The organism is Streptomyces chartreusis NRRL 3882, from assembly GCF_900236475.1.
GTDB classification, from domain to species: Bacteria; Actinomycetota; Actinomycetes; order Streptomycetales; family Streptomycetaceae; genus Streptomyces; species Streptomyces chartreusis_D.
The window spans coordinates 3892487-3917500 of record NZ_LT963352.1; the positions used below are offsets into that span (position 1 = coordinate 3892487).

20 protein-coding genes, 2 rRNA genes and 1 pseudogene (1 of these 23 running past the window's edge) are annotated in these 25014 nt (G+C 70.0%); 5 read left to right on the forward strand and 18 right to left on the reverse strand.

What is annotated here, in order from left to right:
• Positions 1-27 precede the first annotated feature (27 nt).
• Both SCNRRL3882_RS17385 and SCNRRL3882_RS17390 read right to left on the reverse strand, forming a co-directional pair.
• A complete protein-coding gene (locus tag SCNRRL3882_RS17385; RefSeq protein WP_010043500.1) occupies positions 28-930 on the reverse strand; it encodes an SAM-dependent methyltransferase in 903 nt (300 codons plus the stop codon).
• Between the two features lie 188 nt (positions 931-1118).
• Positions 1119-2501 carry a helix-turn-helix domain-containing protein gene (locus SCNRRL3882_RS17390; protein ID WP_010043501.1) on the reverse strand — a complete coding sequence of 461 codons (1383 nt, stop codon included), beginning with the start codon at positions 2499-2501 and terminating at the stop codon, positions 1119-1121.
• 227 nt (positions 2502-2728) lie between these two features.
• On the opposite strand from SCNRRL3882_RS17390, the gene SCNRRL3882_RS17395 reads away from it, so the two are divergent.
• Complete coding sequence (locus SCNRRL3882_RS17395) at positions 2729-3433, forward strand: DUF4232 domain-containing protein (protein WP_010043503.1); 705 nt, start codon at positions 2729-2731, stop codon at positions 3431-3433.
• On the opposite strand, the gene hemB is transcribed toward SCNRRL3882_RS17395, so the two are convergent.
• Positions 3427-4425 carry a porphobilinogen synthase gene (gene hemB, locus SCNRRL3882_RS17400; RefSeq protein ID WP_029181426.1) on the reverse strand — a complete coding sequence of 333 codons (999 nt, stop codon included), beginning with the start codon at positions 4423-4425 and terminating at the stop codon, positions 3427-3429. The two genes, SCNRRL3882_RS17395 and hemB, sit on opposite strands and share 7 nt — an antisense overlap.
• 297 nt (positions 4426-4722) lie before the next feature.
• On the opposite strand from hemB, the gene SCNRRL3882_RS17405 reads away from it, so the two are divergent.
• Complete coding sequence (locus SCNRRL3882_RS17405; RefSeq protein ID WP_010043507.1) at positions 4723-6111, forward strand: FAD-binding oxidoreductase; 1389 nt, start codon at positions 4723-4725, stop codon at positions 6109-6111.
• A 39-nt stretch (positions 6112-6150) separates the two neighbouring features.
• Here the strand turns inward: SCNRRL3882_RS17405 and SCNRRL3882_RS17410 are convergent, their stop codons facing one another.
• The 5 genes from SCNRRL3882_RS17410 to SCNRRL3882_RS17430 all read right to left on the reverse strand — a co-directional run bounded on the left by SCNRRL3882_RS17410 (position 6151) and on the right by SCNRRL3882_RS17430 (position 11915).
• Positions 6151-7857 (reverse strand): uroporphyrinogen-III synthase, encoded by a 1707-nt coding sequence (locus SCNRRL3882_RS17410; RefSeq protein WP_010043509.1) that lies wholly within the window; start codon positions 7855-7857, stop codon positions 6151-6153.
• Entirely contained in the window at positions 7854-8813 is a 960-nt protein-coding gene (gene hemC, locus SCNRRL3882_RS17415) for a hydroxymethylbilane synthase (protein ID WP_010043512.1), read from the reverse strand. Before hemC ends, SCNRRL3882_RS17410 begins: the two co-directional genes overlap by 4 nt.
• Complete coding sequence (locus tag SCNRRL3882_RS17420) at positions 8810-10570, reverse strand: glutamyl-tRNA reductase (RefSeq protein WP_010043519.1); 1761 nt, start codon at positions 10568-10570, stop codon at positions 8810-8812. Before SCNRRL3882_RS17420 ends, hemC begins: the two co-directional genes overlap by 4 nt.
• Positions 10567-11331, reverse strand: coding sequence for a redox-sensing transcriptional repressor Rex (locus SCNRRL3882_RS17425; protein ID WP_010043521.1), 765 nt, complete (start codon positions 11329-11331; stop codon positions 10567-10569). The genes SCNRRL3882_RS17420 and SCNRRL3882_RS17425 overlap by 4 nt, the downstream gene beginning before the upstream one ends.
• A gap of 314 nt (positions 11332-11645) precedes the next feature.
• Positions 11646-11915 (reverse strand): glutaredoxin family protein, encoded by a 270-nt coding sequence (locus SCNRRL3882_RS17430; RefSeq protein WP_029181427.1) that lies wholly within the window; start codon positions 11913-11915, stop codon positions 11646-11648.
• A 171-nt stretch (positions 11916-12086) separates the two neighbouring features.
• On the opposite strand from SCNRRL3882_RS17430, the gene SCNRRL3882_RS17435 reads away from it, so the two are divergent.
• From SCNRRL3882_RS17435 to SCNRRL3882_RS17445, 3 genes are all read left to right on the forward strand, one after another.
• A complete protein-coding gene (locus SCNRRL3882_RS17435; RefSeq protein ID WP_078602906.1) occupies positions 12087-13004 on the forward strand; it encodes an HAD family hydrolase in 918 nt (305 codons plus the stop codon).
• Positions 13005-13369: 365 nt separating this feature from the next.
• Positions 13370-14143 carry an ECF subfamily RNA polymerase sigma factor, BldN family gene (locus SCNRRL3882_RS17440; RefSeq protein ID WP_010043525.1) on the forward strand — a complete coding sequence of 258 codons (774 nt, stop codon included), beginning with the start codon at positions 13370-13372 and terminating at the stop codon, positions 14141-14143.
• 236 nt (positions 14144-14379) lie between these two features.
• Positions 14380-15624 carry a DUF5667 domain-containing protein gene (locus SCNRRL3882_RS17445; protein ID WP_010043527.1) on the forward strand — a complete coding sequence of 415 codons (1245 nt, stop codon included), beginning with the start codon at positions 14380-14382 and terminating at the stop codon, positions 15622-15624.
• Between the two features lie 100 nt (positions 15625-15724).
• Here SCNRRL3882_RS17445 and SCNRRL3882_RS17450 read toward each other — a convergent pair whose 3' ends face one another.
• The 10 genes and pseudogenes from SCNRRL3882_RS17450 to SCNRRL3882_RS17495 all read right to left on the reverse strand — a co-directional run.
• Positions 15725-16780, reverse strand: coding sequence for a lysophospholipid acyltransferase family protein (locus tag SCNRRL3882_RS17450; protein WP_010043529.1), 1056 nt, complete (start codon positions 16778-16780; stop codon positions 15725-15727).
• Between the two features lie 14 nt (positions 16781-16794).
• Positions 16795-17856 (reverse strand): NAD-dependent epimerase/dehydratase family protein, encoded by a 1062-nt coding sequence (locus tag SCNRRL3882_RS17455; RefSeq protein WP_010043530.1) that lies wholly within the window; start codon positions 17854-17856, stop codon positions 16795-16797.
• A 201-nt stretch (positions 17857-18057) separates the two neighbouring features.
• Entirely contained in the window at positions 18058-18156 is a 99-nt protein-coding gene (locus tag SCNRRL3882_RS17460; protein WP_003948845.1) for a 30S ribosomal protein bS22, read from the reverse strand.
• Positions 18157-18312: 156 nt separating this feature from the next.
• Positions 18313-18525, reverse strand: a complete 213-nt coding sequence (locus tag SCNRRL3882_RS17465; protein ID WP_004984898.1) for a helix-turn-helix domain-containing protein — start codon at positions 18523-18525, stop codon at positions 18313-18315.
• Positions 18526-18654: 129 nt separating this feature from the next.
• On the reverse strand, positions 18655-19470 hold the full coding sequence (locus SCNRRL3882_RS17470) for a phosphatase (protein WP_010043536.1): 816 nt from the start codon (positions 19468-19470) through the stop codon (positions 18655-18657).
• 90 nt (positions 19471-19560) lie between these two features.
• Positions 19561-20733, reverse strand: coding sequence for an acetoin utilization protein AcuC (locus SCNRRL3882_RS17475; protein ID WP_010043538.1), 1173 nt, complete (start codon positions 20731-20733; stop codon positions 19561-19563).
• Entirely contained in the window at positions 20684-21904 is a 1221-nt protein-coding gene (locus tag SCNRRL3882_RS17480; RefSeq protein ID WP_010043540.1) for an MFS transporter, read from the reverse strand. The genes SCNRRL3882_RS17475 and SCNRRL3882_RS17480 overlap by 50 nt, the downstream gene beginning before the upstream one ends.
• Positions 21905-21979: 75 nt before the next feature.
• Positions 21980-22623: pseudogene (locus SCNRRL3882_RS17485) on the reverse strand (HAD family hydrolase).
• Positions 22624-22684: 61 nt separating this feature from the next.
• A 5S ribosomal RNA gene (gene rrf, locus SCNRRL3882_RS17490) occupies positions 22685-22801 on the reverse strand.
• An 89-nt stretch (positions 22802-22890) separates the two neighbouring features.
• A 23S ribosomal RNA gene (locus SCNRRL3882_RS17495) occupies positions 22891-25014 on the reverse strand; it runs 998 nt beyond the window's last position.

Here is a 25014-nt window from a genome sequence, read left to right on the forward strand (position 1 = left end):
TCCGCGATCCGGACGGGGAGCCGCTGCTCAGCCCTTGGCGGCCATCCCCGCGTACACGTTGATGTCGGCGTCCGTGACGTCGTTGATGTCCTGGTAGCGGACCTTCTCGATGTCGTCGAGACCGGCGAGGTACGACTCCTCCGGCCGCTCGGGGACGGGAGCCGCGTGGTCGGGCCGCCAGCGGTGCGCCGGGACGATCCCCGGGTCGGCGATCTCCAGGGAGTTCTCCGTGAAGAACCGCTCGACCTCCGCCCGGGACCGCAGCACGAAGGTGAACCCCCGCTCGGTGTACGTCCGCTGGACCGCGCGGATGTTCTCGGGGTTGAGGTCCTCGGTGAGATGACTGAGCACCAGCCGGCTCCCGACCGGCAGCGCGTCGAGCAGCTCGCGCACCAGCGGATACGCCTCCTCGTCCGCGACGAAGTGCAGGACGGCGACCAGGCAGAGCGCGACCGGCTGGTCGAAGTCCAGGGTCTTGGCGGCCAGTTCCAGGATGTGGGCCGGGTCCCGCAGGTCGGCGTCGATGTAGTCCGTGCGCCCCTCGGGCCCGCTCGTCAGCAGGGCCCGCGCGTGCGCGAGCACGACCGGGTCGTTGTCGACGTACACCACCCGCGCGTCGGGCGCGATGCGCTGCGCGATCTGGTGCACGTTCTCGGCGGTCGGCAGTCCCGTGCCGATGTCGAGGAACTGCCGGATGCCGTCCTGCTCCACCAGCGTGGTCACCGCACGGCGCAGGAAGTCGCGGTTGTGCCGTACGTCGAGGTACCCGCGGGGGTTGGCGGCGAGCGCGGCGGCGGCCGCGTCCCGGTCGGCCGGGTAGTGGTCCTTGCCGCCGAGGAAGACGTCGTAGACCCGGGCCGGGTGCGCCTTGCTGCTGTCGATCCTCCTCTGCAGCTCGGCGGGATCCTGACTGAGGGCGTCACCGGACATGGACGTCTCCCTGGAGAGTAGGTGGTTCAATCAGTAACCACTCCGACGGTCAACAACCTAACGGTTCAACTGATTTGTTGGTGCCCATGCCGCCCGAATCGCGCGCGACTGGAACGTCAAGCACGACGGCGCCAACTTCAACGCCCACATCGTCGGCAGGATCGAGCTGGTGCACGAGTTCCACTGAGTCAGTCGGTGGTCCCGGCCGGGACCCACTTGTCGCCGCCCAGCGGGAACTCGTACGCCGGACGCCCGTTGTTCCCGCTCGTGCGGAAGGGCCTGCCCCGGTCGTCCACCGTCAGCGTGCCGCTCCGGCTGCCACTGGACCAGTTCAGCTCCAGGTACCAGCTGACGTCGTACGCGGAGGCGTCGGCCCGGATGTAGTAGACCTCCGGGTCGGACTCGCTCACCTTGAACGGGAAGTCGTCGTGCCCCGCCTCCGGGACGACGGCGGGACGCGCGGCGTCGAGAGCGACCGTGAAGGAACGGGTCGGGACGTTGCCCCCGCAGCCGACGCCCGGATAGCCCATGGCGTAGTCGTTCCAGGCGAGCGGCGCACGCTTGCCGGCCATCCGGACCGTCAGCCCGTCGACGACCACCGTCTCCTTGCCGGTGCCCTGCACGGTGACCTTCAGATACTGCTGCCCCGACGGCACGGCACCCATCGCCCCCACCCAGGCGGGCGCGTCCTGCTCCAGCGGCGGCGGCCCCACGCGCCCCGGCGGCCGGTTCACCAGGTAGCGCTGGGAACAGGGGCTCTCCCAGGCGTGCGGCTCGGTGCGCACCGTGAGGGGAGCGGGTCCCGCGGCGGCGTCCCGCCCCGGGCGGTCGGCCCCGGCACCGCTACCGCTACCGGTGGCGGAGGCGGAGGCGGATGAGGTGGGCGTCGCGGAGGCGGCGTCCTTTCCGCTCTTCTTCTTGCCGCTGGCGGCAGAGGAACTGCCCGACGGCGACAGCGATGCGGCCGGGCCGCCATCGGGCTGCTGCCGATGGCCGTCGGAGACAGCCGCCGAGCCACGACGCCCGTCGTCGTCCGCCCCGCCGGAGGGGAGGGCCACGGCGAGCCCGACCCCGCTCAGGACGACGGCCACGACGGCAGCGGCGAGCAGGGCGGGACGTGGACGGCGCGGGCGGCGGTCCACCGGCCCTGCTGAAACAACGTCACCCGACTCTTCGGAAACGCTCTCGCCCGTCTCCTCCGCAAGGCCCGCCTCCGAAGGGGCCTCCACCTCGGACGCCGCCTCCGTGGGCGCCGCCTGCGAGGACGCCGTCTCCGTGGACACCGCCTCCCCGGCCGGAGCGGCGCCGGCCCCCTTGCGCCCTCGGCCGGCATCCGCCAGCACCCACCGCCGATGCAGCTCGACGAGTTCCTCGGGCGACGCCTTGCACAGCCGGGCGAGCCTCTCCACGGGCGCGTAATCGGTGGGTACGGCATCCCCGTTGCAGTACCGGTGCAGCGTCGACGTACTCATGTGCAGCCGCTTGGCGAGCACCCCGTAGCTCAGCCCGGACCGCTCCTTCAACTCCCCCAGCAACGCGGCGAAGTCCGCCGCAGCCGTGCCTTCCGACACCGTTCCTCCATCCCCCATGTCCCGTTCCCCCATTCCAGGGGAGGGTCGTTTCCCCTGGTCAAGGCCGGTGCGGGCGTTCCACCGTCCCTGATCCCCCGCCGGTCGTGGCGGCCGGGACGGATCACCGCACAAGCTCTGGTCATCCAAGCACGCCGCTCCCGGACGACCGGTGGAGCGGCTCGCTCAGGCCTTCTTGCCGACGACCTTTGTCCGAAAGGGAACCACCCATGCGCACGTACCACGCTCTCCCCGCCGCCCTCCTGGCCGCGCTCGCCCTCACCGCCTGCCAGGACGGCACGGGCACGAAGGACGAGGGCGCGGCCGAGCCGCAGCTGACGGCGACCGCGACCGCGACCGCGAGCACCACGCCCACGAAGGCGGCCGCCGACAAGGCGAGCAACACGGCAGGGACCGCGGCTGCCGGCAAGGCCACGAACGCGAAGGACCCGAGCGCGAAGCCCGGCAATCCGCAGGGCACGAAGCCCGGGGCCGCCGCCCCGGCCGACCGTGTCTCCTGCAACGGCACGAACACCACCGTCACGGCCCAGCCGGTCCCCCGCCCGCTCAACCACATGCTGATTACGGTCAAGAACACCGGCTCGAAGATGTGCGACCTCACCTACTACCCGGTGCTGCGCTTCGACGAGATGCAGTGGGCCCCGCAGCCGATCGAGGACTCCAAGCCGCAGGCGGTGACCACCCTGGCCCCCGGCGAGTCCGGCTACGCGGGCGTGCTGCTGTCGGCGGCCGACGGCAGCGGCGACGGCGGCACCACCGGCCACAAGCTCACGGTCGGCTTCCAGGGCCGCACGCCGAACAGCAGCGGCGGCCCCTCGGCGATCCCGCGGCTGCCCTCCGGGGGCGTGTACTACGACAGCTCGCTGACCGTCACGTACTGGCTGCGGGACAGGGACGACGCCCTGTCCTACTGATCCTTGAGCCGCTGGGCCACTTCGGTGGCCCAGTAGGTGAGGATGCTCCGGGCGCCCGCCCGCCGGATACCGGTCAGGGCCTCCATGATCGCGCGGTCCCGGTCGATCCAGCCCTTCTCGGCGGCGGCCTCGATCATCGAGTACTCGCCGGAGATCTGGTAGGCGGCGACGGGCACGTCCACGGCGTCCGCGACCCGGGCGACGATGTCCAGGTACGGCCCGGCGGGCTTGACCATGACCATGTCGGCGCCCTCCTCCAGATCGAGGGCCAGCTCCCGCATGGACTCACGCACGTTCGCGGGATCCTGCTGGTAGGTCTTCCGGTCCCCCTGCAAGGAGGAGCCGACGGCCTCCCGGAACGGCCCGTAGAACGCGGAGGCGTACTTCACGGTGTAGGCGAGGATGGCGACATCCTCCCGGCCGATCTGATCGAGGGCGTCACGGATGACGCCGATCTGCCCGTCCATCATCCCGCTGGGCCCGACCACATGGGCGCCGGCGTCGGCCTGCACCTGGGCCATCTCGGCGTACCGCTCCAGGGTCGCGTCGTTGTCGACCCGCCCCTGGGAGTCCAGCACCCCGCAGTGCCCGTGATCGGTGGTCTCGTCGAGACACAGATCGGACATGACGAGCAGGTCGTCACCGACTTCGGCCCGCACGTCCCGGATGGCGACCTGGAGAATCCCGTCCGGGTCGGTCCCCGCCGTCCCCGCGGCGTCCTTCTTCGACTCCTCCGGCACGCCGAACAGCATGATCCCGGAGATCCCCGCCGCGACGGCCTCCGCGGCGGCCTTCTTCAGACTGTCCCGGGTGTGCTGCACGACCCCCGGCATGGCCGCGATCGGCACCGGCTCGCTGACGCCCTCCCGCACGAAGGCCGGAAGAATGAGATCGGCGGGGTGCAACCGGGTCTCGGCGACCATCCGACGCATGACGGGAGTGCTCCGCAAACGCCGCGGCCGCGTACCGGGAAAAGATCCGTACGTCGTCATGCCACCTACGCTACGCCCGCCCCACACCCGCCGATGCCGACGCACTGTCGGACCCAGCTGCGGGCATGCGTGCCGCTAGGGGCGGTACGGGTGGGTGCAGCGGCACCTCGTCGCGCCGAGTTGCGCGCCCACCCGGCCCCGGCCCCCACACGCCGAGCACCAGGCACCCCACAGCCCCACAATGCGCCCACCACCCCCCAGGTCCATCCTGAAAAGAACACCCAGGACAAGGACCCCGACGGCCAGCACCACCCCCCGCCGCCGCCGTCCCTCCGTACGCCACCCACGGAGGACGCGATGACCACCCGCCACGACACGCCCGACATCTTCGCCCTCTCGGAGATCAACGGCCCGGTCCTGCGCCCCGGCGACCCCGCCTACGCCGACGAGGTCACCGGCTTCAACCTGGCCGCCCTGCACACCCCGGACGTGGCCATCGGAGCGACGGGCCCCGACGACATCGTCACCGCCATGCGCTGGGCGAAGGCCACCGGCACCCCCGTCGCCGTCCAGGCCACCGGCCACGGCGCCAACTTCCCCATCGAAAAGGGCCTCCTGATCAACACGGCCCGCATGACCGACGTACGGATCGACCCCACCACCCGCACGGCCACCATCGCCGCGGGCGCGAAGTGGAGCCACGTCATGGCCGCGGGCGCCCCGCACGGCCTCGCCGGCCTGTGCGGCACCTCCACGGACGCGGGCGTCATCGGCTACACCCTCGGCGGCGGACTCCCGGTCCTCGGCCGTGCCTACGGCTACGCCGCCGACCTGGTCCGCTCCTTCCAGGTCGTCACCCCGGACGGCCGGCTGCGCGAAACGGACCCCCAGCACGAACCGGAACTGTTCTGGGCCCTGCGCGGCGGCAAGGGCAACGTGGGCGTCGTCACCTCACTGGTCACCGAACTGCTCCCCCTCCCCCGCCTCTACGGCGGCGGCATCTACTGCCGGGGGGAACACGCCGAAGCCCTGCTGCGGGCCTGGGCGGACTGGACGCGCACCGTCCCGGACCAGATGTGCAGCGCGTTCACGATCCTCCGCCTGCCGCCCATCCCCCAGATCCCGGAACCGCTGCGCGGCGGTTTCTGGGCCCGCGTGGCGATCGCCTGGCCCGGCCTCCCGGCCGACGGCGAGGCACTGATCGCACCTCTGCGCGAAGCGGCCCCCGTGGCCGTCGACACGGTCGAGGTGATGGACCACGCGGCCCTGGACCGCATCCACATGGAACCGCAGGACCCGCTCCCCGCAAGGGAGTCGTGCCTGCTCCTGCGCGATCTGACCCCCGACGCCATCGGCACGTTCCTGGAGCAGGCCGGCCCCGCCGCAGGCGCCGACCATCCCCTGCTGATGGTCGAGATACGCCACATGGGCGGCGCGATGTCCCGCCCGTCCCCCGTCGAGGACGCCGTCTGCGCCCGCGACGCCCTGTACTTCATCGACTCGGTCGGCGTCCTGGCCGCCCCACCCGCCGCCGAGGCCATCGAACAGGCGACGCAACGGCTCTACACGGCGATGGCCCCGTACGGCACGGGCCACACCATGGTCAACATCCACGGCACCCCGGGCGACGAACAGGACCGCGCCCGCGCCTGGACCCCGAAGGTCTACGACCGCCTCCGCCACGACAAGGCCACCTACGACCCGTCCAACCTGCTGCGCTACGGCCACGCGGTGCCCCCCGCGTAGCCGCAGCCCACAACCTCGATCCGCCGACGCCCTACGGGCTCACGTCGTCGAACGCCGCCGCCGAGCCCCAGGACGCCGCTCACTCGGCCGCGTCACCGGATCCCCGGCCTCCACAGCGGCGGCTCTGCGCTTCGCGCCGAAGTCGGCCAGCGCCTCCGCCAGCTTGTGCACGGACGGCTCGGGAGCCATCACGTCCACCCGCAGCCCGTGCTCCTCTGCCGTCTTGGCGGTAGCGGGGCCGATACACGCGATCACGGTCACGTTGTGCGGCTTGCCGGCGATACCGACCAGGTTCCGCACGGTCGACGACGACGTGAACAGCACGGCGTCGAAGCCACCACCCTTGATCGCCTCGCGCGTCTCCGCGGGCGGCGGCGAGGCCCGCACGGTCCGGTAGGCCGTGACGTCGTCGACTTCCCAGCCCAGCTCGATCAGCCCGGCGACCAGCGTCTCCGTGGCGATGTCGGCACGCGGCAGGAACACCCGGTCGATCGGGTCGAAGACCGGGTCGTAGGGCGGCCAGTCCTCCAGCAGCCCGGCGGCCGACTGCTCGCCGCTCGGCACCAGGTCCGGCTTCACGCCGAAGGCGATCAGCGCCTTGGCCGTCTGCTCGCCCACGGCCGCGACCTTGATGCCCGCGAAGGCACGCGCGTCGAGCCCGTACTCCTCGAACTTCTCCCGCACGGCCTTGACCGCGTTCACCGAGGTGAAGGCGATCCACTCGTAGCGGCCGGTCACGAGCCCCTTGACCGCCCGCTCCATCTGCTGGGGCGTGCGCGGCGGCTCGACGGCGATGGTCGGCACCTCGTGCGGCACGGCCCCGTACGACCGCAGCTGGTCGGAGAGCGACGCCGCCTGCTCCTTCGTGCGCGGTACGAGCACCTTCCAGCCGAACAGCGGCTTGGACTCGAACCACGCGAGCTGGTCGCGCTGGGCGGCGGCGGAACGCTCACCGACCACGGCTATCACCGGCCGGCCGCCCTCGGGCGAGGGCAGCACCTTGGCCTGCTTCAGCGTCTGCGCGATCGTGCCGAGCGTGGCGGTCCAGGTGCGCTGCCGGGTGGTCGTACCGGCGACGGTGACCGTCATCGGGGTGTCCGGCTTGCGACCCGCGGAGACGAGCTCGCCGGCCGCCGCCGCGACGGAGTCCAGCGTGGTGGACACGACGACCGTGCCGTCCGACGCCCCCACCTCCGTCCAGCACCGGTCCGAGGCCGTGCGCGCGTCGACGAACCGCACGTCCGCGCCCTGCGCGTCCCGCAGCGGCACACCGGCGTACGCGGGCACACCGACGGCGCTCGCGATACCGGGGACCACCTCGAAGGGCACCCCGGCGGCGGCGCACGCCAGCATCTCCTCGGCGGCGTACGTGTCGAGGCCCGGGTCTCCGGACACCGCACGCACGACCCGCCTGCCGCCCCGCGCGGCCTCCATGACAAGATGTGCGGCATCCCGCACCGCGGGGGCGGCTGCGGCGGTTGACGTACCGTCAACGACCGTCAGCTGGGGCGTTCCTGTGCCCGGAGCCGGATCCTGGGAAGGATCCGAGTCCGTGTGCACTTCGGAGACGCCCTGCCTGGCGTGCTGGCGTACGACGTCGAGCACCTCGTGCTCGGCGACGAGGACGTCCGCGTTCGCCAGCGCCTCGACGGCGCGCAGAGTCAGCAGTCCCGGATCTCCGGGTCCGGCACCCAGGAAGGTGACGTGCCCGTGTTCAGGACCGGCGGAAAGGGTGGTGGGGCTCAATGTGCTCGCTCCCCCATCAGACCGGCCGCGCCCTGGGCGAGCATCTCGGCCGCGAGTTCGCGACCGAGCGCCGTTGCCCGGTCGTGCGTCTCGGGCACGGGACCGGTGGTGGACAGCTGCACCATGCGCGTGCCGTCGGTCGTGCCGACGACGCCGCGCAGGCGCATTTCCTTGACAATCTGCCCGTCGGCCAACAGGTCGGCCAGCGCGCCCACAGGGGCGCTGCAACCGGCCTCCAGGGCGGCGAGCAGTGAGCGCTCGGCCGTCACGGCGATCCGCGTGAACGGGTCGTCGAGTTCGGCGAGCGCGGCGACGAGGTCCGCGTTGCCCGCGGTGCACTCGATCGCCAGTGCCCCCTGGCCGGGGGCGGGCAAAACCGTGTCGACCGACAGGAAGTCGGTCACTTCGTCACCCCGGCCGATCCGGTTCAGTCCGGCGGCGGCCAGCACGACGGCGTCGAGCTCACCGGAGCGTACGTATCCGATCCGGGTGTCGACGTTGCCGCGGATCGGGACCGTCGCTATGTCCAGGCCGTGGCTGCGCGCGTACGCGTTGAGCTGGGCCATGCGGCGCGGCGAGCCGGTACCGATGCGGGCCCCGCTCGGCAGGTCGGTGAGCTTCAGCGCGTCCCGGGCGACGATCACGTCCCGCGGATCCTCCCGCGCGGGTACGGCGGCCACCACCAGCTCGTCGGGCTGCGTGGTCGGCAGGTCCTTCAGCGAGTGCACCGCGAAGTCGACCTCGCCCTTGAGCAGCGCGTCGCGCAGGGCGGTCACGAACACACCCGTGCCGCCGATCTGGGCGAGCGCCTCACGCGAGACATCGCCGTACGTGGTGATCTCGACGAGCTCGACGGGCCGCCCGGTCACCCGGCTCACGGCCTCGGCCACCTGCCCGGACTGGGCCATGGCGAGCCTGCTCCGCCGGGTGCCGAGCCTCAGCGCCTTGTCGTTCATGCCGGCCCTCGGTCTTTCTCTGTGCTGTCCTCGGCCCGGGAGACGGCGGCAACCGCCTCCGGGTCGAGGTCGAACAGGGTCCGCAGCGCGTCGGCGTACCCGGCGCCGCCGGGTTCGGCCGCGAGTTGCTTGACCCGTACCGTCGGCGCGTGCAGCAGCTTGTCCACCACGCGCCGCACGGTCTGGGTGATCTCCGCGCGGTGCTTGTCGTCGAGGCCGGGCAGCCGTCCGTCCAGGCGGGCGATCTCGCTGGCCACGACATCGGCGGCCATGGTGCGCAGGGCGACCACGGTCGGCGTGATGTGCGCGGCCCGCAGTGCCGCCCCGAAGGCCGCGACCTCGTCGGAGACGATACGCCGGACCTGGTCCACATCGGCAGCCATCGGAGCGCCCGCGGAGGCTTCCGCCAGCGACTCGATGTCCACCAGCCGCACCCCGGTCAGCCGGTGCGCGGCCGCGTCTATGTCGCGCGGCATCGCCAGGTCGAGCAGGAAGAGCACGGGCTCGGGCCGCGGCGGCTCGTCGACCGGCTCGGGCCTGCGCCGCTCGGGGATCCGGCCGACGGCGGCCACGGTCGCGGCGAGCGCGGCGATGGCGTCGGCGTCCGGGGCGGGGTCGAGCGGGCCGGCCGTCCCCGGCCGGGCCGCGCGCTGGGCGCCGCCCACCGTGCCGTTGTCCACCCACGCCGCGTGCTGCTCCAGGTCGGCGGCGGCCATACCGGCCACGGCCGCCTCGCCCAGCACGGAGAATCCGGCGGTGCCCTGCACCGCGGGCAGGTCCAGCGGACAGCCGTCCTCGCCGCCGAGTCCGGTGGCCGGCAGGTTGCCCCGCTGCGCTCCCGTGGCCGTCGCCCGGCCCGGTTCGCCGCCCGGAGCGGGCGGCCCGTCACCGTCGGACACGGCCGACGGGGCTGCCGTACGGCCGTCCACCGCGGCGGCGACCGACTCGGCCGTCAGGACCAGGCCCGTCGCGCCGGTGCAGGAGACGGCGACATCGGCACGTGTCAGCTCGACCGGCACCGACTCCATCGGGACCGCGCGGGCCAGCACGTCCGTGTCGTCGCCCTCGGTCAGGATCCGGGCGAGGCGCTCGGCGCGGTCGAAGGTGCGGTTGGCGATCACGACCTCGGCGACCCCGGCCCGCGCGAGCGTCGCCGCGGCCAGCGAGGACATCGACCCGGCGCCGATGACCAGGGCCTTCTTGCCCCGGGCCCAGGTCTCCACATCGCCGCCCGCGGCCAGCTGCTCCAGGCCGAAGGTGACCAGGGACTGGCCGGCGCGGTCGATGCCGGTCTCGGAGTGGGCGCGCTTGCCGACCCTCAGGGCCTGCTGGAACAGGTCGTTCAGCAGCCGGCCCGCGGAGTGCAGCTCCTGCGCCCGGGCCAGGGAGTCCTTGATCTGGCCGAGGATCTGCCCCTCGCCGACGACCATCGAGTCCAGCCCGCAGGCCACCGAGAACAGGTGGTGGACGGCCCGGTCCTCGTAGTGCACGTAGAGATAGGGAGTGAGCTCCTCCAGGCCGACCCCGCTGTGCTGGGCGAGCAGCGTGGACAGCTCGGCGACACCGGCGTGGAACTTGTCCACGTCGGCGTAGAGCTCGATGCGGTTGCAGGTGGCGAGCACCGCGGCCTCGGCGGCCGGTTCGGCGGCGACCGTGTCCTGGAGCAGCTTGACCTGCGCGTCCGCGTTGAGCGAGGCCCGCTCCAGGACGCTGACCGGGGCGCTGCGGTGACTGAGTCCGACGACGAGGAGGCTCATGCCGGCATCACGGCGGGCATGTCCCCGTCGGGCCCCTGGTCGGCGGAGTCGCTGCGCGCTGCGGTGGCCGGGACGCCGCCGTCGGAGGCGGCGGCCTCCTCGCCGGCCTTGCGCTGCTCGTGGAAGGCGAGGATCTGCAGCTCGATGGAGAGGTCGACCTTGCGCACGTCCACGCCGTCCGGCACGGAGAGCACGGTCGGCGCGAAGTTCAGGATGGAGGTGACACCGGCGGCCACGAGCCGGTCGCAGACGGCCTGGGCGGCACCGGCGGGGGTGGCGATGACGCCGATCGACACGCCGTTGTCCTGGATGATCTTCTCCAGGTCGTCGGAGTGCTGCACGGGGATCCCGGCGACGGGCTTGCCCGCCATGGCCGGGTCGGCGTCGATCAGCGCGGCGACCCGGAAGCCGCGGGAGGCGAACCCGCCGTAGTTGGCCAGGGCGGCGCCGAGGTTACCGATACCGACGATCACGACCGGCCAGTCCTGGGTGAGGCCCAGTTCGCGGGAGATCTGGTAGACGAGATACTCGACGTCGTAGCCGACGCCCCGGGTCCCGTAGGAGCCGAGGTAGGAGAAGTCCTTGCGCAGCTTCGCGGAGTTGACCCCCGCCGCGGCCGCGAGCTCCTCGGAGGAGACCGTGGGCACCGAGCGCTCCGACAGCGCGGTCAGAGCGCGGAGGTACAGCGGAAGCCGGGCGACGGTGGCCTCGGGAATCCCTCGGCTGCGGGTCGCCGGTCGGTGAGTTCGGCCAGTTGCCACGGTGCTCCTGCGGGTAGAGCGGGGCTGTAGGCGGTCATACGTCCCTACATGACCGCCCCGTCGAAAGCAGGCTATGTCTTTGTGAACGCGTGCACAAAGATGGTGTCCGATTTGCCCGGCCAACGTGACCGGGGTCACGCGCCCCCGGCGCACTCGTGAGGAACCGGCGCATACGCGCCACCGTTCCTTTGCTTCTGGGGGCAAAACCGCACACTCTCCTCTGTGGTTTCCCGCCCCCGAGACCAGCCACCGCCGATCCTAAGCGACCCGGCGGCCTCTTTGGACTGCTCGGTCAGTTGCCGGACCGGGCGGGATCAGTCGGTGAGCGCCTTGCGCAGGCGGTCCTCGTTCACGCGCCAGAACGTGTGCTGCCTGCCGTCCACCAGCACGACCGGGATCTGTTCCCAGTACTGGGCGTGCAGTTCCCGATCCTCGGTGATGTCCTTCTGCTCCCAGGGGACTCCCAGATCACCGCACACCTTCTCCACAACGACCTGTGCGTCATCACACAGATGACAGCCGGGCTTGCGGATCAGGGTGACGAGCCGGTCCCGAGGGGGCCTGCGACGAAAGAGGGGACTCATGTCGGCCATTGTCGCGCGCCCGTGAACGAGGGGAACCCTCACGAAAGCGCCGGGCGACACGCCGACCACGTCCGGCCCGGACGACCTCTTTAACGACACGCTTGCCGAGAGTTCACAGGCTCCAAACCTCTCGACTCCGGAAACCCCGAACAAACTGGCTATGCTCACGCCATGGCCGCTCTCGGATGGCTCACTCCCCGTAGGCGCTCCGCCACGGCGCGGAGCGTTTTGGCAGGCGAGGCCTCGGCGGAGGCTGCCCGCAAGTCCTCACAGGAGGCCGCCGGCACGACCGAGGAACCGCAGTTCCCGGTCCACGGCGACGACCGTGCCGCCGCCTTCTTCGACCTGGACAACACCGTCATGCAGGGCGCCGCCCTCTTCCACTTCGGACGGGGCCTGTACAAACGGAAGTTCTTCGAGACGCGCGACCTCGCCCGGTTCGCCTGGCAGCAGGCGTGGTTCCGGCTGGCCGGGGTCGAGGACCCCGAACACATGCAGGAGGCCCGCGACTCGGCCCTGTCGATCGTCAAGGGCCACCGCGTCGCCGAGCTCCAGTCGATCGGCGAGGAGATCTACGACGAGTACATGGCCGAGCGCATCTGGCCCGGCACCCGCGCCCTGGCCCAGGCCCACCTGGACGCCGGCCAGCGGGTATGGCTGGTGACGGCCGCCCCCGTGGAGATCGCCCAGGTCATCGCCCGCCGCCTCGGCCTGACCGGCGCCCTCGGCACGGTCGCCGAGTCCGTCGACGGCGTCTACACCGGCAAACTCGTCGGCGAACCGCTGCACGGCCCCGCGAAGGCCGAGGCGGTCCGCGCCCTGGCCGCGGCCGAGGGCCTGGACCTCGGCCGCTGCGCCGCCTACAGCGACTCGCACAACGACATCCCGATGCTGTCCCTGGTCGGCCACCCCTACGCCATCAACCCGGACTCCAAGCTGCGCAAGCACGCCCGCGACCTGGACTGGCGCCTGCGCGACTACCGCACCGGCCGCAAGGCGGCCAAGGTCGGCATCCCGGCCGCGGCGGGCGTGGGCGCGGTGGCCGGCGGCACGGCGGCGGCGATCGCCCTGCACCGCCGTCGCCGCTGACGACCGCTCAGGGCCGGCGACCGATCAATCCGGGACACCTTCGTCTACGGGATGACAAGCCCCGTAAATCCAACTGGCGTACCCCCACAACCTCGCATCCAGTCCTCTTGGCTGGACACGGCCACAACACGCCCTGGACCCAGCCTCAATCCGAACCTTTCCGATCAACAACCGCTCACTCTCTGGCACTTGATGCGGCGTCAATCGGTTACGGAAGCGACGTAATCGATGATTTGAGCAACTCGGTGTAGCAGGGCCTACACGAAGCGTTATTCTCCTCAGACGCAAACCGGTACCCCTCCGTCGCTACGACGGGTGAAAGGTCCCGCACTGCACGTGATGGAAGCTCTGCCTCTGGGAGTCCCGTGTACCCACACGTCGGGGTTGACGCCTCGGGCCTGGCTACGCTGCGCGCAACGGTCCTCGACCTGTTGCGCGGCTTCGTCCCCACCGCGTACGCCGGCCCCGCATTCGCCACCGCCGCGCCCGTAGGCCCTTGCTATGCACTGGCCGACGGCAGCGCCGCGGTCGGCAGACGAGGGCGCCCGTCCGGCGCGGCCGCCACCGCCCGACGGCCGGCGGCGGACAGCGACAGCGCCCGCATGATGGACCTCGTGGAGCGCGCCCAGGCCGGCGAGGCCGACGCCTTCGGCCGTCTCTACGACCAATACAGCGACACCGTCTACCGGTACATCTACTACCGGGTCGGAGGAAAGGCGACCGCCGAGGACCTCACCAGCGAGACCTTTCTGCGGGCACTGCGCCGCATCGGCACGTTCACCTGGCAGGGCCGTGACTTCGGCGCCTGGCTGGTCACCATCGCCCGGAACCTCGTCGCGGACCACTTCAAGTCCAGCCGCTTCCGCCTCGAGGTCACCACCGGCGAGATGCTCGACGCCAACGAGGTCGAGCGCTCCCCCGAGGACTCCGTCCTGGAGTCCCTCTCCAACGCCGCCCTGCTCGACGCCGTACGGCGGCTCAACCCCCAGCAGCAGGAGTGCGTGACACTCCGCTTCCTCCAGGGCCTCTCCGTCGCCGAGACCGCCCGCGTCATGGGCAAGAACGAGGGCGCCATCAAGACCCTCCAGTACCGGGCCGTGCGCACCCTCGCCCGGCTCCTCCCGGAAGACGCCCGCTGACCCGGCCGTACGCTCGGCGACGGCCAACTCACAGTCCGTGAAAGTCTGTTGACTTCGGCATCCGATCATCCGGCGTCCGTAACCCAAGTGCCGCGCCGCTCGTTGTGCGGGATGCAGGCTCCCTGTGGTCACCCCCTGACCGGCTCCGATCACTCGATCGTGTGGTCGCGGTCAGGGCGTGCAACCCTCAGGACCCCCTGGGGAGTCGACCGTCATGACGAGAGGAGGTGCCGCCAGTGATCGCGAACGTATCGGCGCACCGGCGGGCGAACGCCTTCGCCCAGGCCCTTCAGGAGCAGTCCGAGCAGGGCACGGCGGCCGAGCAGTCCGAAGGATCGGCACCGGCCCCGGCCGCTGCGGAGCCGACCGAACCGGCACGCCTGCTGGCGCTCGCCTCCGGTCTCGGCGCGCTGCCCAAGCCGGAGCTCGACCCTGAGGTCAAGGTCGTCCAGCGGGCCCAGCTGGTGGCAGCGTTCGAGGCCATGCTCCAGGAGGGCACCGCGGGAGGCGGGGCGACGCAGGGCGCAGTCCCCGAGCAGCGCTCCACCCGGGCCCGTGGCGCGCACCGGGCGAGCCCCTTGAAGAAGTTCCGGCCCCGTTCCCGCCTCGCCAAGGGCCTCACCGCGGGCGGGCTCAGCGTGGGCGTGGCCGCGAGCGCCTTCGGCGGAGTCGCAGCCGCCAGCTCCGACGCCCTGCCCGGCGACTCGCTCTACGGCCTCAAGCGCGGCATCGAGGACGTCAAGCTCGGCCTCGCCGACGGCGCCGACGAGCGCGGCCGGGTCTATCTCGACCACGCCTCCACCCGGCTCAGTGAAGCCCGCCGCCTGATGGAGCGGGGCCGCAGCGGCCCGCTGGACCACGAGTCCCTGGGCGAGATCCGCCGCGCCCTGTCCGGCATGCGGCACGACGCGTCGGAAGGCCACCGGCTGCTGAGCGAGGCGTACGCGCGCGACCCGGACTCCCTTGAGCCCATCCAGGCCCTGTCCGCGTTCTCCCGCTCCCACCGCCAGGCCTGGGGCGAACTGCGCGAGAAGCTCCCCGTCCAGCTCGGGGACGTCAGCGACCAGGTGTCGTCGGTGTTCGACGCCATAGAGGAGGACGTGGCCCCGCTGCGGTCCCTGCTGCCTGAGCCCCCGTCCCGGAGCGGCGGCGAAGGCAACCGGAAGGGCGCCTCCGAATCGGCCTCCAGCAGCTCCTCGGCCACCGACCGGTCGGCCCGGCCCAGCGACAGCGGCCGCGGCCACTCCGACAAGGGCAGCGCCGACAGCGGCAGCCCCAGCCACTCGGCCGGCAGTGAAAAGGACGGCCTGCTCGGCGGCAACACCGGCGGCCTGCTCGACCCGCCGCAGCAGGACAGCGACGCGAGCACCTCGCCGTCGGCTGAAGGCAAGCCGCCCATCCCCCAGCCGGACGTGACGCTCCCGCCGCTCCTGCCCGACCTGCTGCCCGGGCTGGGCGTCGACAGCGAGGACACCGACTAGCCGGCGGTGCGACAGTGGGGGCGCTCCTCGGCAGAGGGGCGCCCCCATCGTCGTAGGCGCTGCCCAGTCGTACGCGGCGCCTCAGGCCGTGCGCGGTGCCTCAGAAGAAGACCGACCGGCGCTGCACCAGCAGCTTGTACAGCGTGTGCTGGATCTGCTCCCTGACCTGGTCGGTCAGGTTGAACATCAGCATCGGGTCCTCGGCGGCCTCCGGCGGATAGCCGTCCGTGGGGATCGGCTCGCCGAACTGGATCGTCCACTTGGTCGGCAGCGGAACCGCCCCGAGCGGCCCGAGCCAGGGGAACGTCGGCGTGATCGGGAAGTACGGGAAACCCAGCAGCCGCGCGACCGTCTTGGCGTTGCCGATCATCGGGTAGATCTCCTCGGCCCCCACGATCGAGCAGGGCACGATCGGCGTCCCGGCGCGCAGCGCCGTCGAGACGAAGCCGCCGCGGCCGAAGCGCTGGAGCTTGTAGCGGTCCGCGAAGGGCTTCCCGAGACCCTTGAAGCCCTCCGGCATCACCCCGACCAGCTCGCCCTGCTCCAGCAGCCGGGACGCGTCCTCGGCGCAGGCCAGGGTGTGACCGAGCTTGCGGGCCAGCTCGTTGACCACCGGCAGCATGAACACCAGGTCGGCGGCGAGCAGCCGCAGATGCCGACCCGCCGGGTGGTTGTCGTGCACGGCGACCTGCATCATCAGGCCGTCCATCGGCAGCGTCCCGGAGTGGTTGGCGACGATCAGGGCGCCGCCCTCGGACGGGATGTTCTCGATGCCCTTCACCTCGACCCGGAAGTACTTCTCGTACAGCGGGCGCAGCAGGGACATCAGGACCTGGTCGGTGAGCTCCTCGTCGTAGCCGAAGTCGTCGACCTCGTAGTCCCCGGTGAGGCGGCGGCGCAGGAAGGCCAGGCCGCCCGCGATACGCCGCTCCAGGGCACCCTCGCCGCCCTGGGAACCCTCCGGCGGTTGTTCCTCAGACGTCACAGGGACATCATCCTGCGGAACAGCCCTGGTGGGCAGGGGCTGCACCTCACGGACCGGCCCGGACTCCGTGCCCGGGCGCCGGTTCCCCGCGCTCCGGCGTCGCTGCGGACGCTGCACGGCGCCCCCGCGGGACCGGTCGTCGTCGAACGGAATGACCTTGGCATCCGCCATCGTTGATGCGCTCCTCAGTTGGCGCTCTGCGTCGGGGGGTGGCCGCCGCCCGCGAGGGGCAGCGCGGCGATCCGGTCGACGGCCCCCGCAAGGGCCTCCGGCGGAAGGAGTCCGGGACCTTGGCTGCGTGCGAAGTCCGCGAACGTCTCCGCGGTCGTGTACTTGGGCTGGAATCCCAGCGTCTCGCGCATCTGGCCCGTGGCCACGACCCGGCCGTGGGTGAGCAGCCTGATCTGCTCGGGCGAGAAGTCCGTCATCCCCAGCGTACGCACCAACGAGCCCGCCCACGTGACGGCCGGGAGCAGCAGGGGCACGGTGGGGCGCCCGAGGCGCCGGGAGCACTGCGAGAGCAGCAGCACGCCGTCACCGGCGATGTTGAAGGTGCCGCTGTTGAGCGTGCCCCGCCGCGGCTCGTGCGAGGCGATCCGCAGCACCTCGATCACATCGTCCTCGTGCACGAACTGAAGCCGCGGGTCGTAGCCGAACACCGTCGGCAGGACCGGCAGCGCGAAGTACGAGGCGAGCGGGGTGTCCGCGGTCGGGCCCAGGATGTTGGCGAACCGCAGCACGCACACCGCCACGTCGGGCCGGCGGCGCGCGAAGCCGCGGACATAGCCCTCGACCTCCACCGTGTCCTTGGCGAAGCCGCCGCTGGGCAGGGACTTGGGCGGGGTCGTCTCGGTGAAGACGGCCGGGTCGCGGGGCGCCGACCCGTAGACGTTGGTGCTGGACTTCACGACCAGCCGCCGCACGCTCGGGGACTTCTGGCAGGCACCGAGCAGCTGCATGGTGCCGATGACGTTGGTCTCCTTCAGGGACGCCCGGTTGCCGCTGCCCAGCGGCGTGCCCGTCACGTCCAGGTGGACGATCGTGTCGGCGCCCGTCTCGGCCAGCACGCGCGCGATTCCGGGCTGCCGGATGTCGGCCTGGACGAAGTCCGCGCCACCCAGATGGTGCTCGGGCGGCACCGCGTCCACGGCGACGACCCGGTCCACCTCGGGGTCACGCTGGATCCGCCGTACGAAGCGGCCCCCCAGCTGGCGGGCCACACCGGTCACGAGCACGACCTTGCCCAAGATCCGCGCCTTCCTTCCAGAAAACCTCTTGCCCGCCGCGTTCCCCCGTGGAGCCAACTTAGCGGGTCGGTGTTGCGCTGTGATGACCACCCGATGCGCGAAGTGACGACAAGCAGCCGGACGTACGAGCCGGAACACGTGTGGCCCCCCACCGGTGGTGGGGGGCCACAGCAACGCTCTCGCGGCGTCCGCGTCGCGAACTTACTTCTTGTTGCGACGCTGGACGCGCGTGCGCTTGAGCAGCTTGCGGTGCTTCTTCTTGGCCATCCGCTTGCGCCGCTTCTTGATAACAGAGCCCACGACTACCCTCGCTCACTTCTCATCACTCGGTTGTTTGGGCGCCATGGGCCCACACGACCTACGAGGGGCTAGCCTACCCGCCCGAGCGCTGAGGTCGTAATCGAGGGGGCCAGGGTGGTCCCGAGTGCCCTGTGAGGGACCACCCCGCCCCAGCCGTCAGGCGGTTTCCACCCCCACGTAACTCTCGCGGAGGTACTCGTGAACCGCTTGCTCCGGGACGCGGAAGGACCGCCCCACACGGATCGCGGGCAGATGACCGCTGTGCACCAACCGGTACACGGTCATCTTCGACACTCGCATCACCGAGGCGACTTCCGCCACGGTAAGGAACTGAACCTCGTTCAGAGGCCTCTCGCCAGCTGCAGCCATGACACACCTGAACCTTCCGCACTCGACGGCCACCGGCTTCCCCTTCCGGTGACTCTTCGTCGCTGCGTGCTCACTCCCCAATGTAGGGGCGGGTGATGCGAGTGGGGAAGAGGTGCACCCATCGGCGGCCTACTGTGACAGACACGCCCGATTGAGTACGTAGCGGGTAAGCGGCAGGTAGTAATCAGACCGCACACCGTCATCAAGTGGAACGACGACGGAGACGGACCCCTCCGCCTCACCCACGAACGGGGCGGGGTCGTCCGTATCGGCCGCCCCGATGGCCTCGAACCCCAGCTGACCTGCCCCGCAGACCCACCCGTGGTCCCCGATGACCAGCTCGGGAAGGGGCCCGCCGGCCTCCGCGGCAGCGGCCAGCGCGGTACGAACCGGGAGAGGTGAGTGCGTATGCGCGCCGGGCACACAACCGGGGCGTTCCACACCGGGTCCCCGCACCAGCGCGACTCCTCGTACGTAGTCGAGGTTGTACGTGCGTAGGCCGAACCGGGTCGTTATGTCGACACGACGACCCTGCGCCGGGCTGAGGACGGCACACCCCGCCGCCGACAGCGCGTCTGCCAGGGCGGCGTAGAAACCGAGCAGCCGGTGGGGGTGCCCGGTGCCCAGGAGTACGGGTGCGCTCCGCCGGGCTGCCTCGGCGAGGCGCTCCGCGAAGGCGTCCAGCGCGGCCACGGTGCGCTCCGGATCGATCACGTCCTGGCCGGAAGTCCACCGGAAATCGGCCGAAACCCCGCACCGGTCCGCCATCAGCTCGATCAGGTCCCGCTGGTCCCAGGCGCCTTCGGGATCGATACCGAGCAGCACACGAGGATCCCGGGCGGCGAAGAGCCGGTAGCTGCGCAGGCTCTCCTCACGCGAGGTCGCCACGGTCCCGGCGAGCCGCGCGCCGACCAGGTGCGCACGAAGGGCTTCAGGGGTCAGCACCTTGCGATCGTGCGCGACCGGCGCCTGACACGTCCCGGGAACGGGCGAACACCGCACGGTCGGCGTACGGCCGGCCTCACACCCGGCCTCTCAGGCCAGCAGCCCCCGCAGCGGGAACACCGCCCGCCGAGCCGCCAGCACCGCCTGGTCCAGCCGGTCCGCGGGGTCGTAGCCCTCCTCCCAGCCGGGGAAGGCCACGGGCCAGCGCCCGTCGGTCATCCGCGCCGGGGCCAACTGACGCGTCCTCGCGAACACTTCCTGCCGCCAGCCCTCGGGAATCATCGCCCCGGGCTCCACGGCCCGGCCCGCCGCGATCCCGACCAGATGCGTCCACGACCGCGGTACGACGTCCACCACGGCATAGCCACCCCCGCCCAGCGCCACCCACCGCCCGTCGGCGTACTCGTGCGCCAGGTCGTGACAGGCCACCTGCACCGCCCGCTGCGCGTCCAGCGACACCGCCAGATGCGCCAGCGGATCCTCGAAGTGCGTGTCGGCCCCGTGCTGCGTCACCAGCACCTGCGGCCGGAAGCCGGCGATCAGCTCCGGCACGACCGCGTGGAACGCCCGCAGCCACCCGGCGTCCCCCGTCCCGGCCGGCAGCGCCACGTTCACCGCCGAGCCCTCCGCGGAGTCCGCCCCGGTCTCCTCCGGCCACCCCGTCTGCGGGAACAGCGTCCGCGGGTGCTCGTGCAGCGAGATCGTCAGCACCCGCGGATCCTCCCAGAACGCCGCCTGCACCCCGTCCCCGTGATGCACGTCGACGTCGATGTACGCCACCCGCTCGGCCCCCAGCTCCAGCAGCCGGGCGATCGCCAGCGACGCGTCGTTGTAGACGCAGAACCCGGAGGCGCCGCCCGGCATCGCGTGGTGCAGCCCGCCCGCGAAGTTCACCGCGTGCAGCGCCTGACCCCGCCACACGGCCTCCGCGGCCCCCACCGACTGCCCGGCGATCAGCGCCGACACCTCGTGCATCCCGGCGAAGGCCGGATCGTCCATCGTCCCCAGCCCGTACGACTGGTCCGCCGCCCCCGGATCCACCGACGCGGCCTTCACCGCCTCGATGTAGTCCTGCCGGTGGACGAGCCGCAGCGTCGACTCCCCGGCCGCCTTCGCGGCGACCACCTCCACCTCACGGTCCAGCCCGAAGGCATCGACCAGTGTCCGGGTCAGGGCGAGCCTGACCGGGTCCATCGGATGCCCCGGACCGAAGTCATAGCCCGTTACTGCCTCGTCCCACATCAGCTGTGCGCGGCCGCTCATGCCCGCCACCGTATCGGTCCGGTTGAGCAGCGAACGACCGGGCGTACACCAGCGTCACCAGCACCAACACCATCGGCACGAGCATGGCCCCGCGGTAGCTCCACAGGTCCCCGAGCGCACCTACCAACGGCGAACCGATCAAAAACCCCACATAGTTGAAGACATTCAGCCGCGCCACGGCAGCGTCCGAAGCGCCGGGGAACAACCTCCCGGCCGCCGCGAACGTCTGCGGCACCAGCACACACAACCCGAGCCCCAGGAGCGTGAACCCCAGCATCCCCACCCACGCCCCGGGCGCCCCCGCCACCACGGCGAACCCACCCGCCGCCACCAGCGCCCCACTCCGCACGACGGCGACGGCCCCGAACCGCCGCACCCCGAGATCCCCGATCGCCCGCCCCAGCAGCGTGGTCACCATGTACACGTTGTACGGCACGGTCGCCATCTGCTCCGAGCTCCCCAGCACGTCCTGGAGGTACTTCGCGCTCCAGTTGGAGACCGTGGAGTCCCCGATGTACGCAACCGTCATCACCAGACACAACGGCAGCAGCCACTTGAAGACGACGACCTGACCCTCACCCACCGCCTTCTCCTCCACCGCCGGCGCCGCATCCCCGTCGTCGACGTACCACCGGCTCCCCATCAGCACAGCCGGCAGCAGCACCGCCACGACCGGCAGATAGGACACCCACAACGCCAGATCCCAGTGCGCCCCCGCCCACGCCAGCGAGGCCCCCACGATCCCGCCCAGGCTGTAGGCCGCGTGGAAACTGAGCATGATGCTGCGCCCGTACGACCGCTGCAGGCTCACCCCGAGCATGTTCATCGACGCGTCGAGCACTCCGACGGCGAGCCCGAACGCCGCGAGCGCGACCCCCAGTTCCACCATCCGCTCCCCGGCCCCGACCCCGAGCAGCGCCAACAGCACCACCGGCTGGGACCACCGCAGCAGCCGGCTCGGCGGCACCCGCTTCACCAGCCGCTCGGTGCTCACGCTCCCGACCCCGGCGAGGACCGGCACAGCGGCCAGGAACGCCGGCAGCAGCGCGTCGGAAACCCCGTACCGGTGCTGGATAGCCGGAATCCGCGTCACGAGCAGAGCGAAGGCGACCCCCTGCACCAAGAAGCTGAACGCCAACGAGGCCCTGCCGCGCCGCAGCACATCAGTCATGGCGGCGAGCGTAGGCCTCAGGCTTACTCATGGGTAGATCCAGCCAAAGATGAATTCGACTCAGCTTCCACGCCCTCACATGAGCAGCTCGGTCAGCTCCTTCATGTCGGAGAAGAGCCGCCCGGCCCCGGTCAGTCTCTCCGCCGGCGTCATGGCGGTGAACCCGTACACGTCCATCCCCGCCGCGACCGCCCCTGTACGCCCAGCGGACTGTCCTCGACGACGACACACCGCTCCGGCGCGACCCCCATCCGCTGGGCGGCGAACAGGAACAGATCGGGAGCCGGCTTGCCCTTCCCCACATCCTGCGAGCTGAAGATCCGCCCCTCGTCGAACCACCGGTCGAGCCCGGTCGTCCGATGCCCCACCCGGATCCGCTCATGACTCCCGGACGACGCCACGCAGTACGGCACGGAGTCGGCGGCAAGCTTCTGCAGGACCTCCTCGACGCCGGCCACCGCCTTCAAGTCCCGTTCGAATGCCGCGAAGACCCGAGCGTGGAACACATCGTCGAAGTCCAGCGGCAGCCGCCGCCCGGTCCGCTCCGCCACCAGGTCGTGTATGCGGTGCATGGCAGAGCCCATGTAGTCGCGCAGGGAGTCCTCGTAGGAGGTGGGGAACCCGAGTTCGGTCAGATAGGCGGCCAGGAGCCGGTTGGAGATGGGCTCACTGTCGACGAGGACACCATCGTTGTCGAAGATCACGAGGTCATAGCGCATGGCTCGACCCTAAACGCAGAAAACCCCCGCATCTTTCGATGCGGGGGTTTTCCCAAAAATTGTTCGGCGGCGTCCTACTCTCCCACAGGGTCCCCCCTGCAGTACCATCGGCGCTGTAAGGCTTAGCTTCCGGGTTCGGAATGTAACCGGGCGTTTCCCCTACGCTATAACCACCGAAACACTATGAAACTGTCAGCCGCCCCACACCATGACCATGGCATGGGGCTGTTCGTGGTTTCAGAACCAACACAGTGGACGCGAGCAACTGAGGACAAGCCCTCGGCCTATTAGTACCGGTCACCTCCACACGTTACCGTGCTTCCAGATCCGGCCTATCAACCCAGTCGTCTACTGGGAGCCTTACCCCATCAAGTGGGTGGGAGTCCTCATCTCGAAGCAGGCTTCCCGCTTAGATGCTTTCAGCGGTTATCCCTCCCGAACGTAGCCAACCAGCCATGCCCTTGGCAGAACAACTGGCACACCAGAGGTTCGTCCGTCCCGGTCCTCTCGTACTAGGGACAGCCCTTCTCAAGACTCCTACGCGCACAGCGGATAGGGACCGAACTGTCTCACGACGTTCTAAACCCAGCTCGCGTACCGCTTTAATGGGCGAACAGCCCAACCCTTGGGACCGACTCCAGCCCCAGGATGCGACGAGCCGACATCGAGGTGCCAAACCATCCCGTCGATATGGACTCTTGGGGAAGATCAGCCTGTTATCCCCGGGGTACCTTTTATCCGTTGAGCGACGGCGCTTCCACAAGCCACCGCCGGATCACTAGTCCCGACTTTCGTCCCTGCTCGACCCGTCGGTCTCACAGTCAAGCTCCCTTGTGCACTTACACTCAACACCTGATTGCCAACCAGGCTGAGGGAACCTTTGGGCGCCTCCGTTACCCTTTAGGAGGCAACCGCCCCAGTTAAACTACCCATCAGACACTGTCCCTGATCCGGATCACGGACCCAGGTTAGACATCCAGCACGACCAGACTGGTATTTCAACGACGACTCCACACTAACTGGCGTTAGCGCTTCACAGTCTCCCAGCTATCCTACACAAGCCGAACCGAACACCAATATCAAACTGTAGTAAAGGTCCCGGGGTCTTTCCGTCCTGCTGCGCGAAACGAGCATCTTTACTCGTAGTGCAATTTCACCGGGCCTATGGTTGAGACAGTCGAGAAGTCGTTACGCCATTCGTGCAGGTCGGAACTTACCCGACAAGGAATTTCGCTACCTTAGGATGGTTATAGTTACCACCGCCGTTTACTGGCGCTTAAGTTCTCAGCTTCGCCCCACCGAAATGGAGCTAACCGGTCCCCTTAACGTTCCAGCACCGGGCAGGCGTCAGTCCGTATACATCGCCTTACGGCTTCGCACGGACCTGTGTTTTTAGTAAACAGTCGCTTCTCGCTGGTCTCTGCGGCCACCCCCAGCTCAGAGCGCGAAGCTCATCACCAGATGTGGCCCCCCTTCTCCCGAAGTTACGGGGGCATTTTGCCGAGTTCCTTAACCATAGTTCACCCGAACGCCTCGGTATTCTCTACCTGACCACCTGAGTCGGTTTAGGGTACGGGCCGCCATGAAACTCGCTAGAGGCTTTTCTCGACAGCATAGGATCATCCACTTCACCACAATCGGCTCGGCATCAGGTCTCACCCACATGTCATCCGGATTTACCTAGATGACGGGCTACACCCTTACCCCGGGACAACCACCGCCCGGGCTGGACTACCTTCCTGCGTCACCCCATCACTCACCTACTAACCGCTTGGTTCAGCGGCTCCACCACTCCCCCTCACTCCGAAGAGATCAGGGGCGGCTTCACGGCCTTAGCATCACGATGCTCGATGTTTGACGCTTCACAGCGGGTACCGGAATATCAACCGGTTATCCATCGACTACGCCTGTCGGCCTCGCCTTAGGTCCCGACTTACCCTGGGCAGATCAGCTTGACCCAGGAACCCTTAGTCAATCGGCGCACACGTTTCTCACGTGTGAATCGCTACTCATGCCTGCATTCTCACTCGTCAACCGTCCACAACTCGCTTACACGGCTGCTTCACCCGGCAGACGACGCTCCCCTACCCATCCACACACCCGTTGGGGCTATTGTGTGAATGACACGACTTCGGCGGTACGCTTGAGCCCCGCTACATTGTCGGCGCGGAATCACTAGACCAGTGAGCTATTACGCACTCTTTCAAGGGTGGCTGCTTCTAAGCCAACCTCCTGGTTGTCTGTGCGACTCCACATCCTTTCCCACTTAGCGTACGCTTAGGGGCCTTAGTCGATGCTCTGGGCTGTTTCCCTCTCGACCATGGAGCTTATCCCCCACAGTCTCACTGCCGCGCTCTCACTTACCGGCATTCGGAGTTTGGCTAAGGTCAG